Origin of the sequence: Streptomyces poriferorum (assembly GCF_019399235.1) — a bacterium.
Lineage (GTDB): Bacteria > Actinomycetota > Actinomycetes > Streptomycetales > Streptomycetaceae > Streptomyces > Streptomyces poriferorum.
The window spans coordinates 1-12,975 of record NZ_JAELVH010000145.1 but is presented as its reverse complement, the minus strand read 5'-3'; the positions used below and the strand labels follow the sequence as shown (position 1 = coordinate 12,975).

16 protein-coding genes and 1 tRNA gene are annotated in these 12,975 nt (G+C 70.5%); 6 read left to right on the top strand and 11 right to left on the bottom strand.

Annotation, left to right across the window (positions count from 1 at the left end; genetic code table 11):
• Positions 1-16 precede the first annotated feature (16 nt).
• The 3 genes from JGS39_RS23680 to JGS39_RS23670 all read right to left on the bottom strand — a co-directional run bounded on the left by JGS39_RS23680 (position 17) and on the right by JGS39_RS23670 (position 2,711).
• Positions 17-757: a response regulator transcription factor gene (locus JGS39_RS23680; RefSeq protein WP_219571464.1), complete on the bottom strand. Its 741-nt coding sequence runs from the start codon at positions 755-757 to the stop codon at positions 17-19.
• A 143-nt stretch (positions 758-900) separates the two neighbouring features.
• Positions 901-1,776 carry an amidohydrolase family protein gene (locus JGS39_RS23675; RefSeq protein ID WP_219571463.1) on the bottom strand — a complete coding sequence of 292 codons (876 nt, stop codon included), beginning with the start codon at positions 1,774-1,776 and terminating at the stop codon, positions 901-903.
• 35 nt (positions 1,777-1,811) lie between these two features.
• Entirely contained in the window at positions 1,812-2,711 is a 900-nt protein-coding gene (locus tag JGS39_RS23670) for a DUF2797 domain-containing protein (RefSeq protein ID WP_219571462.1), read from the bottom strand.
• Positions 2,712-2,850: 139 nt separating this feature from the next.
• Between JGS39_RS23670 and JGS39_RS23665 the strand changes: the two genes are divergently transcribed.
• The 3 genes from JGS39_RS23665 (at position 2,851) to JGS39_RS23655 (ending at position 6,605) form a co-directional block, all read left to right on the top strand.
• Entirely contained in the window at positions 2,851-4,251 is a 1,401-nt protein-coding gene (locus tag JGS39_RS23665) for an FAD-binding oxidoreductase (protein ID WP_219571461.1), read from the top strand.
• Positions 4,252-4,312: 61 nt separating this feature from the next.
• Positions 4,313-5,257, top strand: coding sequence for an RNA polymerase sigma-70 factor (locus JGS39_RS23660; protein WP_219571460.1), 945 nt, complete (start codon positions 4,313-4,315; stop codon positions 5,255-5,257).
• A gap of 94 nt (positions 5,258-5,351) precedes the next feature.
• Complete coding sequence (locus JGS39_RS23655) at positions 5,352-6,605, top strand: NAD(P)/FAD-dependent oxidoreductase (RefSeq protein WP_219571459.1); 1,254 nt, start codon at positions 5,352-5,354, stop codon at positions 6,603-6,605.
• A gap of 39 nt (positions 6,606-6,644) precedes the next feature.
• On the opposite strand, the gene JGS39_RS23650 is transcribed toward JGS39_RS23655, so the two are convergent.
• The 4 genes from JGS39_RS23650 to JGS39_RS23635 form a co-directional block, all read right to left on the bottom strand.
• Positions 6,645-6,833 (bottom strand): hypothetical protein, encoded by a 189-nt coding sequence (locus JGS39_RS23650; protein ID WP_219571458.1) that lies wholly within the window; start codon positions 6,831-6,833, stop codon positions 6,645-6,647.
• Positions 6,834-6,901: 68 nt separating this feature from the next.
• Entirely contained in the window at positions 6,902-7,219 is a 318-nt protein-coding gene (locus JGS39_RS23645) for a hypothetical protein (protein WP_219571457.1), read from the bottom strand.
• Between the two features lie 57 nt (positions 7,220-7,276).
• A complete protein-coding gene (locus tag JGS39_RS23640; protein ID WP_219571456.1) occupies positions 7,277-8,494 on the bottom strand; it encodes a cell wall protein in 1,218 nt (405 codons plus the stop codon).
• A gap of 214 nt (positions 8,495-8,708) precedes the next feature.
• The gene (locus tag JGS39_RS23635) at positions 8,709-9,035 is read right to left on the bottom strand and encodes a helix-turn-helix domain-containing protein (protein WP_219571455.1); all 327 of its coding nucleotides are present in this window, start codon (positions 9,033-9,035) and stop codon (positions 8,709-8,711) included.
• Positions 9,036-9,199: 164 nt separating this feature from the next.
• On the opposite strand from JGS39_RS23635, the gene JGS39_RS23630 reads away from it, so the two are divergent.
• Both JGS39_RS23630 and JGS39_RS23625 read left to right on the top strand, forming a co-directional pair.
• Positions 9,200-9,442: a hypothetical protein gene (locus JGS39_RS23630; protein ID WP_219571454.1), complete on the top strand. Its 243-nt coding sequence runs from the start codon at positions 9,200-9,202 to the stop codon at positions 9,440-9,442.
• 188 nt (positions 9,443-9,630) lie between these two features.
• A complete protein-coding gene (locus JGS39_RS23625; RefSeq protein WP_219571453.1) occupies positions 9,631-10,068 on the top strand; it encodes a glutaredoxin domain-containing protein in 438 nt (145 codons plus the stop codon).
• 15 nt (positions 10,069-10,083) lie between these two features.
• Here the strand turns inward: JGS39_RS23625 and JGS39_RS23620 are convergent, their stop codons facing one another.
• Entirely contained in the window at positions 10,084-10,620 is a 537-nt protein-coding gene (locus tag JGS39_RS23620; RefSeq protein WP_219571452.1) for a hypothetical protein, read from the bottom strand.
• Between the two features lie 249 nt (positions 10,621-10,869).
• Between JGS39_RS23620 and JGS39_RS23615 the strand changes: the two genes are divergently transcribed.
• Positions 10,870-11,310 carry a VOC family protein gene (locus JGS39_RS23615; protein WP_219571450.1) on the top strand — a complete coding sequence of 147 codons (441 nt, stop codon included), beginning with the start codon at positions 10,870-10,872 and terminating at the stop codon, positions 11,308-11,310.
• Between the two features lie 115 nt (positions 11,311-11,425).
• On the opposite strand, the gene JGS39_RS23610 is transcribed toward JGS39_RS23615, so the two are convergent.
• The 3 genes from JGS39_RS23610 to JGS39_RS23600 all read right to left on the bottom strand — a co-directional run bounded on the left by JGS39_RS23610 (position 11,426) and on the right by JGS39_RS23600 (position 12,803).
• The gene (locus JGS39_RS23610; RefSeq protein ID WP_219571448.1) at positions 11,426-11,851 is read right to left on the bottom strand and encodes a hypothetical protein; all 426 of its coding nucleotides are present in this window, start codon (positions 11,849-11,851) and stop codon (positions 11,426-11,428) included.
• 183 nt (positions 11,852-12,034) lie between these two features.
• Positions 12,035-12,454: a DUF6578 domain-containing protein gene (locus tag JGS39_RS23605; protein ID WP_219571446.1), complete on the bottom strand. Its 420-nt coding sequence runs from the start codon at positions 12,452-12,454 to the stop codon at positions 12,035-12,037.
• Between the two features lie 276 nt (positions 12,455-12,730).
• Positions 12,731-12,803 (bottom strand) — tRNA-Arg (locus JGS39_RS23600).
• Positions 12,804-12,975 lie beyond the last annotated feature (172 nt).

The following is a 12,975-nucleotide window of genomic DNA, read 5'->3' as shown; positions in this document are numbered from 1 at the left end:
CAGCCGTTTCACGCGGCTACTCACCGGGCTTGATGAGGTATCCCGCCCCACGCCGGGTGTGGATCATCGGCGTCCGTCCGGCGTCGATCTTCTTGCGCAGGTACGAGATGTAGAGCTCGACGACGTTGGCCTGTCCGCCGAAGTCGTAGTTCCAGACCCGGTCCAGGATCTGCGCCTTGCTCAGCACCCGGCGCGGATTGCGCATCAGGAAGCGCAGCAGCTCGAACTCGGTCGCGGTGAGGTGGATGTTCCCACCGCCCCGGCTCACCTCGTGGCTGTCCTCGTCCAGCATCAGGTCGCCGACGACGAGCGTCGACTCGCTGCGTACCGCCGCCGCGCCGGACCGCCGGATCAGGCCGCGCAGCCGGGCGACGACCTCCTCCAGGCTGAACGGCTTGGTGACGTAGTCGTCCCCGCCGGCCGTGAGCCCGGCGATCCGGTCCTCCACGGAGTCCCGCGCGGTCAGGAACAGCACGGGCACCTCGGACAGCTCCCGGCGCAGCCGGCCGAGGACGGCGAGCCCGTCCATGTCGGGGAGCATCACGTCGAGGATCACCGCGTCGGGCCGGAACTCCCGGGCCGTACGCAGGGCGCCTGCACCGTCGCCCGCGCTGCGGACCTCCCAGCCCTCGTAGCGAAGCGCCATGGAGAGCAGCTCGGCCAGCGGGGCCTCGTCGTCCACGACCAGCACCCGGACGGGGGTCCGGTCCGGCCTGAGCAGTTCGGTACGCCCCTGGGGCGAGGTCGTCGTCGTCATGCCTCAACCTTGTGAGACGCCCCTGAGAGAGTTCTTTCCCGATTCTGTGAATTCCCTGAGAAAGACACTGAGGCGGCGCACGGCCCCGGCACCGGCATCGGTCCCAGCACCGCCACGAGGGACGGCGCCGGCATCGGTCGGCGTCAGCGGTCGAAGAGCGCCTTCGCGTTGTCGTGGCAGACCGCCCGCAGCCAGTCGTCCCCGAGCCCCAGCCGCTCCAGGGCGTGCAGCTGGTGGGCGTACGGATACGGAATGTTCGGGAAGTCCGTCCCCAGCAGGATCCGGTCCCCGAGCGCCGCGAGCCGCCCGTGCTCGGCCACCGGGAACGGGGTGAAGCCCTCCGCGAAGTCGGTGAACGTCATCGTCGTGTCGAGCCGGACCTCCTGGTACGTCTCGGCGAGCGTCAGGAACTCCGTGTACTCAGGCATCCCCATGTGCGCCACGATCAGCGGCAGCCGGGGGTGCCGGGCGAGCAGCCGCCCGATCGGTTCGGGCCCGGTGTACGTGCCGGGCGCCGGCCCGGACCCGCAGTGCGTCACGACGGGGATCCCGGCCTCGGCGAGCAGCCCCCAGACCGGCTCCAGCAGTGGATCGTTCGGGTCGTACGAACCCACCTGGATGTGCGACTTGAAGACCCGCGCCCCGGCCTCGACGGCCTCCGCCACGTACTTCTCGACGCCTTCCTCGGGGAAGAAGGTCGCGGTGTGCAGGCAGTCGGGCACCCGGGCCGCGAAGTCGGCCGCCCACTCGTTCAGCCAGGAAGCCATGCCGGCCTTGTGCGGGTAGATCATCGAGGTGAACCGGAGCACGCCGAACGAGCGGAGCAGCGCCAGCCGCTCGTCCTCGTCGTGGCGGTAGGCGATCGGCCAGTCCATCCCGGTCAGCGGCCCGACCGCGTCGAAGTACGCCCAGACCTTGCGCAGCACCTTCTCCGGCATGAAATGCGTGTGTACGTCGATGATCCCCGGCAGCCCGAGCCGCTCCCGGAACCGCACCACGTCGTCACGGTCGTCACTCATCCAGCACTCCCCTCCTCGCGACGCTCCCGACGATGTCAGAACAGCCCGGTCTGCAACGCGCCGCCCCCGACCACCACGGTCGGTACACCGACCCCGGCTCCTTCACCGGCCGCCGCCAGCGTCCAGCCGGTCATCAGCCGGGTGTCCACGACGACGACCCCGTCCCCGCCCGCGTCCAGCTGCAGATCCGGCCCGGCCGCCGCGACCAGCCGCCCGGCGACCGCGCCCCCGTCCACCAGACCGGTCACCGCCCGTACGGGTCCGTCCGGCCTGCCCGGCCCGCCCGGCCCCTCGATCCCGAAGATGCCCGCGTGGTCGACCGCCTCGAACGGCAGCCGCTCCAGCGCCTCGGGCCAGCCGCGCCCGTCGAGCGCCGCCGCCTTCCCGTAGAGCTCCGCCACCTCGGCGGCCCGCGCGGCCGGGCCCGGAAGGTCCGCCCGCACCGCCCGCTTGCGCGCGTACGGGATCCGGTCCGGTACCCCGAGCGCGGCCCGCAGCACCTCCTCGGCCCGCCGCGCCGCCATCAGCGGCCCCCGCCCCAGCCAGCTGAAGACGACCGCACCCTGCTCCCGCAGCCGGGCCGCGCCCCGCTCCTCGGCGGTGATCCCGACCTTCACCATCCCGGCCCCGAACCAGGCCAGGTACACGCGGTACGTCCGCGGATCGTCGGGAATCGTGTCGGCGGCCACGGAGTGCGCCCGGTCGAGCCGCCCGCACTCCGCACAGCGCGCGCCGGTACTGCGTTCCGGAACCGGGGCCGCCACCGGGCAGGCGTTGCCCCGCGCACCGATGCAGGTCCGCACCCCCGCGGCCCGGAAACCGAGCTCCGTCCCGTACGCCAGCACGCTGCCCCGCGTCTGCCGCCCCCTGCTCCACGCGAGGACGGGTCCGCTCTGATCGTCGGGCCAGCGGAGGCCGGTGCACTGCCATCCCATGGACGAACTCCCGAGCCTCGGACGTGAAGAAAACGAACGCATGCGAACCAGCGATGCTCCCACACATCGCCTGCTCCTGTGATCTGCGTCACACTGGAACGGTGGGTTCTCCACCAGGATCTCTCAGAGGTGTTCGATCATGGGCCACATCGACGGCACGGCACTCGACAGCTTGCGCACCGCCCTGAGAGGACCTGTCATCGCGCCGGGCGACGCGGAGTACGACGAGTCCCGCACCCTCTACAACGCCATGATCGACCGGCGCCCCGCCGCCCTCGCCCAGTGCGTGGATGTCGCGGACGTACGGACCACCCTCGCCTTCGCCCAGGACGAGGGACTCGACCTGGCCGTACGCGGCGGCGGTCACAGCGGTCCGGGCCTGTGCCTGATCGAGGACGGCCTGACCCTCGACCTGTCCCCCATGCGCTGGGTACGCGTCGACCCCGAGGCGCGGACGGCCCAGGTGGGCGGGGGAGCCCAACTGGGCGATCTGGACCACGCCACCCACACCTTCGGCCTCGGCGTACCGGCCGGAATCATGTCGACGACGGGCGTGGGCGGCCTCACGCTGGGCGGCGGCCACGGCTACCTGACCCGCGCCCACGGCCTGACCATCGACAGCCTGACCGGCGCGGACGTCGTCCTGGCCGACGGCACCTTCGTCACCGCCTCGGAGACCGAGCACCCGGACCTGTTCTGGGCGCTGCGCGGCGGCGGCGGCAACTTCGGCGTGGTCACCTCGTTCACGTACCGGCTGCATCCGGTGGACACGGTCGGCGTCGGGGTGACCGTGTGGCCGGTCGAGCGGACGGCCGAGGTGCTGCGCTGGTACCGGGACTTCCTGCCCGCCGCACCGGACGACCTGTACGGCTTCTTCGCCCTCCTGGCCGTGCCGCCGGCGCCTCCGTTCCCGGAGGAGATCCACGGACAGAAGATGTGCGGCGTCGTCTGGTGCTACACGGGCGACCCGGCGTCCGGCCGCATGGAGGAGACCCTCTCCGCGGTCAACGACCCCGCCGCACCGGCCTTCCACTTCACCAGCCCCATGCCCTACCCCGTCCTCCAGACCATGTTCGACGGCCTGATCCCGAAGGGACTCCAGTGGTACTGGCGCGGTGACTTCTTCGACGCCATCTCCGACGAGGCGATCGAAGTGCACGCGAAGTACGGCCAGAACCTCCCCACCGGCCTGTCCACGATGCACCTGTACCCCGTGGACGGAGCCGCCCACCGCGTCGCCCCCGACGCGACCCCGTGGGCCTACCGGGACGCCACGTGGTCCGGCGTCATCGCGGGCATCGACCCCGACCCCGCGAACGCCGGCCTGATCCGTCAGTGGTGCGTCGACTACTGGACGGAGCTGCACCCGCACTCGATGGGCGGCGCGTACGTCAACTTCCTCGGCGAGTCCGAGGAGCCGGACCGCGTCCGTTCCACGTACCGCGGCACGTACGACCGGCTGGCGGCCGCCAAGCACACGTACGACCCGGACAACTTCTTCCGCGCCAACCAGAACATCGCACCGGCCGCGGCAGCGTGAACCACCCTGAGGCCCGCACCACTTCGGCCGGGCGCACCCCGTGCGCGTTAGGATCCGGGCCATGCCACTGACCGTGCAGGACGTGGAACGGTTCGAGTCCTCCCGGCCGCGCCTGGAGGCCATCGCCTACCGCCTTCTCGGCTCCGCGAGCGAGGCCGAGGACGCCGTGCAGGACACGTACCTGCGCTGGCAGGCCACCGACGTGGACCGGATCGAGGTCCCCGAGGCCTGGCTGACGAAGGTCCTCACCAACCTGTGCCTCAACCAGCTCACCTCGGCCCGCGCCCGGCGCGAGACGTACGTGGGCCAGTGGCTGCCCGAACCGCTGCTCGCCGGAGACCCGATGCTCGGGCCCGCCGACACCGTGGAGCAGCGCGACTCCGTCTCGTACGCGGTCCTCACCCTCATGGAGCGGCTGTCCCCCAACGAGCGGGCGGTGTACGTGCTGCGGGAGGCGTTCGGCTACCCGCACCGTGAGATCGCCGAGATCCTCGACCTCACCGAGGCCGCCGCCCAGCAGATCCTCCACCGGGCCAGGAAGCACATCGCGCAGGGCAGGACCCGCACCGAGATCGACGGGGCGACCGCCCGGCGGATCGTCGAGGAGTTCCTCGCGGCCGCCACCAGCGGCCGCACCGAGCCGCTCGTACGGCTGCTCACCGAGGACGCCGTCGCGATCGGCGACGGCGGCGGCAAGGTCCCGGCCCGCGCCAAGGCGTTCGAGGGCGCCCTCGCGGTCGCGAAGTTCATGCGCGGCCTGTTCAAGCCCGGCAAGGCCCAGCGCGCCCTCGCAGGCGGCACGGTCGAGATCTACGCCACCGGCGCCAACGGCTCCCCCGCCCTCCTGGCGGTCGTCGACGGCCGGATCATCGGCGTCATCTGTCCGGAGATCACCGCGGAGGGCATCGCCGCGTTCCGAAGCCAGGTCAACCCCGACAAGCTCGAACGCGCGACCAGGCGCTGGGCCGCATCCGACCACGGAGAACCCCTGTTCAGCGCCTTCTGACCAAGGCGTGACGTGGCTCACATTCTCCACCTGTCAGGAAACGGCGGGCTGCCCGGTTCAAGGGGCAGAAACCGCGCGAGACAGGAGCAGGGAAATGCAGCAGCAGCACCGCATCATCGTCCTCGGCGCCGGATACTCGGGAGCCATCGCCGCCGGCCGCCTCGCCAAGCGGCTGCGCCGGGAAGACGTCGCCATCACCCTCGTCAACGCCGAACCCGACTTCGTCGAGCGCGTCCGGATGCACCAGCTGGCGACCGGCCAGGAGCTGGCACCGAGGCCGTTCAGCGAGATGTTCGCGGGCACCGGCGTCGCACTGAAGTACGCGAAGGTGACCGCCGTCGACCCCGACCGCAAGCACGTCACGGTCGCGGGCGCGGACACGGTCGCGGGCACGGGCACGGGCGCCGTCGCGGGCACGGACGGCGCCGAGGAACTGCCGTACGACACCCTCGTGTACGCCCTCGGCAGCGGCTGGAACAGCCAGGGCGTCCCGGGCACCGCCGAGCACGCCCACGAGATCTCCGGCCGCCCGGGCGCGCTCCGGCTGCGCGAACGCCTCGCCGGCCTGGACGCCGGGCAGCAGGTCCTCGTCATCGGCGGCGGCCTCACCGGTCTGGAGGCCGCGACCGAGTTCGCCGAGGCCCGCCCGGACCTGGACATCGCCCTCGCCGTCCGCGGCGGCCTCGGCGACACCCTCTCCCCCAAGGGCCGCGGGCACCTGCGGAAGGTCTTCGGCAAGCTCGGCATCACCGTGCACGAGCACACCGCCGTCACCGAGGTGACGCCCGACCACGTGACGACCGCGGACGGCACCTCCGTCCCCGCCGACGTTACCGTCTGGACCGCCGGCTTCGCGGTCCACCCGATCGTGCGGGCCACCACGCTGGAGGTCTCGGACACAGGCCAGATCGTGGTCGACGCCACCATGCGCTCGCTCTCGCACCCGGACGTGTACGCCATCGGCGACGCGGCCCTGGTGGCGGGCCCCGGCGACAAGCCCCTGCGGATGTCGTGTGCCTCGGGCGTCCCCACCGCATGGCAGGCCGCCGACGCCATCGCGGCCCGCCTGACGGGCACGAAGCTGCCGAAGACAGCGCTCCGCTACTTCAACCAGTGCATCTCGCTGGGCCGCAAGGAAGGCCTCATCCAGTACGTCACCGCCGACGACCGCGCCGTGAGTGCGGCCCTGACCGGCCGTCTCGCCGCGGTCTACAAGGAACTGGTCTGCAAGGGCGCGGCCTGGGGCGTCGCCCACCCGACCCTCGGCGTTCCGGCCCGCCGCCGGCCGGTGGTCCGGGCCGAGCAGCAGCCGCAGGTGACTGCCGCCGCCGCCAACGCCGAGGCCTGAACCACGACTGCATGCGGGGTCCGTGCCGGGCACAGCGGCTCAACGCCTTTGTGCCCGGTACCTCTTGAGCAGGGCGGTGATCTGCGCGTAGTCGGCACCCCTGTTCAACGCCGCGAGGAGATCATCGGGGCAGAGCTCATAGTGGTCGCCCCACCAACGGCCGCCCCGGTTGTCCCAGATGCGGTACCCGCCCGGCACCCCTCTGGCCACGTACCGTCGTCGACCCATGCCGTGTCACCGCCCCCGTGCGCTTCTCTACGGCAGCACCGTACTGACCGGCACAGCCGCCAGGAAGTTCACTGCAGCACGGTTCCTTCGCGGCCTTCGCGCCAGGTGGCAACCACGCGCCCCGCCAGAGCCAGTACCAGCGCTACCGCGACGAGATACATACCAAGTCGCTCCTCGGGAAGGTCCGTTGACCACACCCGCCAGGACGACGGGAGGGAGTTGTCGGCGTCCGCGAAGGACCTGTACTCCGCGGAGGAGCCGTGCAGGGACGAGCCGGGTGCCGGGATGGACCGGCTGCGCAGCCACAGCAGGGCACCTATGACGGCGCAGGTCACGGCGGTCGCGTACAAAGCCGTAGCGCTACGCGGGGTCTGTCTGTTCATCATCCGCTCTTCCTCGCCTCTGTCGTTGTGGTGCGCGGATTCTCTCGCCGTCCCCACCCATCACATGAGGTCGGGGTGGTGCCCGGAGCCGGTACGCCCACGGCGCACCCCGGTGAACGCGTACAGCAGCGCCTCGTCCACGAGCCGGTTCGTGTACAGCCGACGGGTGTCGCGCTCGCCGAGGTTCTCCAGGGCAGCCAACACCAGTCCGGGGTCCGACGCGGCGGCCGAGCGTAAATCGACGACCTCCTCACGGGTCAGCCCTTCGATGCCGTACCACGGGCTATCGGCACCCACCACGCACTCCGGCTCCCGCGTACCGATAACGGCGCGCTGGAACACCTCGGGCGGGTCCGTACGCCCATGGGCCACCGGCTCCTCCCGATCGCGTCCCAGAGCAGCGGTGATCCAGGCCGCGGGCCGGACCGGCCGCCATCCGGCAGCCAGGCCGCAGAGCTCGGCCGCGATGGCGCGGGCGTCGAGGCCCCGGTCGATGAGGGGGCGCAGCGCGTACGCGAGGCGGCGCAGCCCTTCGCACTGGATCCAGCCGACGAGCGGCCGCACCTGCCGGGCGACGGCGATGTCCCGGGCGACCCGAAGCGGGGACCTCCCCGGGGTGTAGTTCCCCTTCTCCTCCACATCAGCTCTGGGTACGTCGTGGTGGCGCCCGGAAGAATGGGGCGCACGGCCGCCTGAACTGCGTTTCCTCGCAGGCGGGTTATCCACAGGCCGGGCGCTCGCCCGCACGGCCTCGACCGCACGTTCCCGACCTGCGTCCGTCACCCCGACCACCCGCGCCCCGTAGCCGGCGCCCTCCAGCCGGTGGCCCATCGCAGCGTCGTACACAGCCGGAATCACCGCCGCGTAGACCGTCGCCGTACCCGCGTACCGGCGGCCGGGAAGGTGCAGGTTCCGCTTCGTCCCGTGCCGCCGCCACACCAGCGCACCCAGCTCCCGTAACACCCGGACGTGGCGTTTCACCGTCGCCACCGAAACCCCGCACCGGGCAGCGGTGCCCTCCAGGTCGTACAGCACGAAGCCGAGCCGGTAGTCCATCCGCCCGGCCAGGTCCCGCGCGACGGCCAGCGTCGTCGCCCCTGCCCGGCGGTGCAGCCCCGCCTCGACGAGCCACACGACGGCCCGCAGCCACGCACGCGGCCGGGCCTGCCGGGAGGCCGTCGCATCCAGCTCCTGGAGAGCGCGGGGTACGGGGGTCCATGCCGGATCCGGGCATGACGGAGAAGCGCAGCACGAAGCCGCGCCGGTGGGATGGCGCATCACAGTCCGTGGGTGAGGGGCGGCCGTCGGGCCGCGGGGATCGCCGGAAACGGGGCCGTTCCGAACGGCTCAGGGCGCGGGAGTGGTCACCGCGCGGGTACTGGCCCTACGATCGAAACGCGAATCCTTCTCTTCAGGGTGGATTTCGGATCGGCGGGGTGATCACCCGCTGGTCACTACGGCCGGGCGGTCTCTACACCGCTCGGCCGTTCTGCTACCCGGCCGAGGTCTCGGTGCTCTTCTTGGGACGGTTCTTCCCCGAACCGGAATAGCCGCGCTCGATGTCCTGCACGGTTCCGATCGAGACCCCCAGGTTTTCGGCGATCTCCCGGTACGTCACCTTCTGCGACCGCAGGCGCAGCACGATCCTCCGACGGTGCTCCTTCAGCCTTTTGGTGCGCTCGGTCTGATCTCTGAGCAGGCGGCTGATGATCTGCGCCTTCTCTAGCGAGTCCTCCATCGACTCGACGGCGTCCAGGCCATCGAAGACACGTTGCACCTCCTCCCTCTCGACCGGCCCTTCACTCTCTGTCTCGGCCATCCCGTTCCTTCGAATCGGGCGTGCCGCTTGACTTGCATTATGGGACTCCCATAAATTTGCCGTCAAGTGGCGACGCCACCAGCAACAGAAAGGCCCCAGACCGGAGTTCGTACCTCCATATGGCCGGGGCCAGTCAGAACCCTGAGATCACCAGGAGACCGACCATGCGCCATCCTTCCACCCCGGACTCCCCACCCGACAGGCGGCTCGTCACGCTGCCTCCGGTCGTCACACTGTCCGCCCAGCAGCAGCGCGGCGTGCACTGCGTCTTCTGCGGCACGGCCCTGCACACCGGGGCGGTCCGCGACCTCGGCCCGCAGCTGACCGAGGCGCACGGATCGGTGGTCCAGTGGTTTCCGCGCAGCTGCCCGTCCTGCCCGAAAGTGGAGGCAGGAAGTTGGGAGTGAAGTGAGCGGGGAGGAGACCGCCGGGGCGGCCTCGCGGATGTGCGCTCGCACTCAGATCGCTTTCGAATCCGGGTTGCACGAAGAAGGCGGGGCGCAGACCGGCCAGGGGCGGCTACACCGATCAGTGGGACTCCACGTGGGCGAGCTGGTTCGAGGAGTAGTTCGACTCGCCGATAGCCTGCGTCATCATGATGCGCGCCTGGATCCTGCCCACACTGTTTGCGCTCTGCGGCTTGCTCGTCGCGACCGGGATGGTCCTCAGCGGGAGCCCCGGCGAAGCCGCAGCACTCCTGCTGATGTTCGTGCTGCTCGCAGGCATGCACTCGTCCCTGGTCTTCCCGAGTTCCCTCAGTGCGCCGGAGGCACAACGCCGCAGCGCGATCGACGGCCGGCCGATCGTCTACTGGCGTCCGGGCTGCAAATTCTGCCTGCGCCTCCGCTTCCGGTTGGGCCGTCGCACCCGCCAGTTGCACTGGGTCAACATCTGGCAGGACCCGGATGGAGCGGCAGCGGTGAGGGCGGCCAACGAGGGCAACGAGACGGTGCCGACCGTCGTCGTGGCCGGCCGGCCACACACCAACCCCGATCCTGCATGGGTACGCGAGCAGCTCCCCTCTTCCACATGACCGGAAGCGGTCCACTCAGGTCCCTGAACCAGCCGACAGGGCCGCCAACTCGTCGGCGCCCTCGGGAGTCAGCCGGTAGAACCCCTGAAGGCTGATCGAATTCTCGAGCCGGCCGTCCACCACGTACTTCAGAGCGCGGGTCCGACCTCGGCGGTTGCGCCAGGTGAGCCGCGCAAGCAGTTCACCGGGGATGGCCGCGTCGAAGCGTACGGGCGTCGCCTCCACGTGCACCGCCTCGGCCCCGCAGCCGTCGGCGCCGAGCATCGACCAGTCCTCGTGTCCGGGATACGCGGGGTCCTCCCAGGTACCAGGAGCCGTGCCGCAGCATTCGCCTCGCTCCACGTCGAGCACTCGCATCCGGCTCACCACGAAGACCTCGCGCCGGTTGACGTGCACCGCGTACACCTCGTCGCCGGCACGCGCACCCGACCATGCGGGCAACGACGAGTGAACGCCGCTGAAGGCGACCGGCGGCCGCTCGCCGACGCGGCCTGCCTTGCGCAGCGCACGGCACGTGTCATGGGTCCACAGGACAGTGAAGGCGTCAGACATGCCGTGATCCTAGGGATGAGGTCTGACAGCACGCCGCCGTGGCATCTACGCGTGATCAGTGGGCCGACGAAGCGACGGCTCCGGCCCGAAGGGACAGGCGTGTACGTCCATCCGGACGAATCTCGTCCGAGGAGCGGCCAGGATTCTTCGGAGTCCGGCGATCCGGGGATGTCGAGAACGTGCCACCGGCTCCGTCCCAGGAGCATCAGGGGCCGCCACCGGCCGTACAGAGTAGAAGGAGAAGCCAGCATGGCGATTCAGCGGATGGACAACGTCGGCATCGTCGTCGAGGACCTGGACGCCGCCGTCGCGTTCTTCGTGGAGCTCGGGATGGAGTTGGAGGGCAGGGCTACGGTCGAGGGCCAGGTCGCCGACCAGTGCACCGGCCTCGAAGGCGTCCGCTGCGACATCGCGATGGTCCGGACCCCGGACGGTCACAGCCGACTGGAGCTGGCGAAGTACCGGACCCCCGCAGCCCTCAGCGACGAGCCGCGCAACCGGCCCCACAACATCCTCGGCACGCACCGCGTCATGTTCGCCGTCGACGACATCGAGGACACTGTCGCCCGCCTGCGCCATCACGGCGCCGAACTCGTCGGCGAGATCGCCCGGTTCGAGGACAGCTACCTGCTCTGCTACGTCCGCGGGCCGGAGGGCATCATCGTCGGGCTGGCCGAGCAACTGGGCTGAGGAGGGGCGCTTCGCCGCTGCACGGGCAACGCGCAAGGGCTCTCAGGACTTCTCCTGAGGGCCCTTGACTGCCTGCCCCTCCCGGGGACCGGCTCTCCCGGACCGCCCACCGATGTCAGGACGCGGGACAGAGCGTCTTGCGCAGCCCGATGTTGATGTGGCTGCCGTCGTCATCGGTCAGCGTGACGCCGTCGTACGAGAACCGCTGCGCGGCGGTGTGGTCCGTGTTCGCGGCTCCACCGTCGAGGGCCGCGCACTGGTTGCGGGCGGCGTCGATGGCCTTGTCCTCGTCATGGGTGAGGTTGCCGTTGACATCCCTGACCGCCGCGAGGACGGCGTCCCGCTCGGCACCCGTGGGCTCGGCCGGAAGGCTGCTGCCCTTGGCGGTGCCACCGTCGTCCGCAGGGCTCGACGCCTCGGGTGCGCTGCTCTTGGTGGTGTCGGCCTTGCTGTCGCCGGCATTGTCGTTGTCACTGCTGCAGCCGACGGCGGCGAAGGCGAGTACGGCGACGATGGCCGCGGTGGTGGTACGGATGCGCATGGTCCCCCCTGGCGTGATGCACGTAGGCACATGGTGGGGGTGCGGATGGCGCCGAGGCCGTGGCGGTGACGGAGTCATGACATCCTGCGGACACGTTTGGAACGATCTGCCGCTGCGTGGCAGTCGCTACCTGCTGGGACCGTTCGCCGCACGGGGGCAAGCCAAGGCCACACCTGTCGCCCCTCATTGAGAACGAGTAGCCGCGCCGTCCGGCGCGTCCGTGACCGGCCGGGTGGTCACCAGGTAACCCGCGAAGCGAACGTCCGGCCTGGCTTTCGCCCACCCGTCCGCGTCCTCGACCGGAACCAGCACGGTCGTCCCCGGAACGGGGAAGTGCACCCTGCCCGTCGAGCCCGGGGGTACCTCGTAACGGCAGTGCACCTCGACGATCGACACCACCTCCACGGCGGCGGGTGCGTGCCTCTCCCCCTGCCCGTGATGCTCCTCGCGAAAGTCGATCTGATCCGCACGCTCGCTGCCGACGACGTCGGCGTAGTCCTCCGGATCGGCTTCCAGCAGCGTCCACGAGACAACATCCCCTGGCGCGAAGCTCTGCCCGCAGCACTGGATCTGCCAGTCATCGACCCAAACCGTCATCGTCATGCAGCCATTGTCCGCAGACCGGGGCGGCGGCTCACGTCCTTTCCGCCACGCACACGCCGAGCAGGCCGCCGGAAGGCGCGCCTGCTGCCCGGCGCCGACCGAAGACGCGCGCTCAGGTCGCCGGACGGAGAGAACGAAGGGGGTTCGCGGCAGGACGGCTGCTGGATGCCACGGATGGAGGCGCCGACGGCACGGGCGCCGCCGCTCCCCTGCCGCACGACCGCCTGGAAACACCAGAGGCCCTCAGGATTTCTCCTGAGGGCCTCTGGCCTGCTGTGCACTCGGCAGGATTCGAACCTGCAACCTTCTGATCCGTAGTCAGATGCTCTATCCGTTAAGCTACGAGTGCTTGTGCGTTCCGGGCTTTTTTCTGCCCCGTCGGCGTTGCGAGAACAACATTACATGACCTGCGCCGTGACGCGAAATCCATTAGCCGCACCGCTGCTGAGCTGCGAGATCACCGGTTCGAGACACCCCCCGATCGGCCCAGCGCAGCCACCCTCCCGGCCCGCCCCCACCCG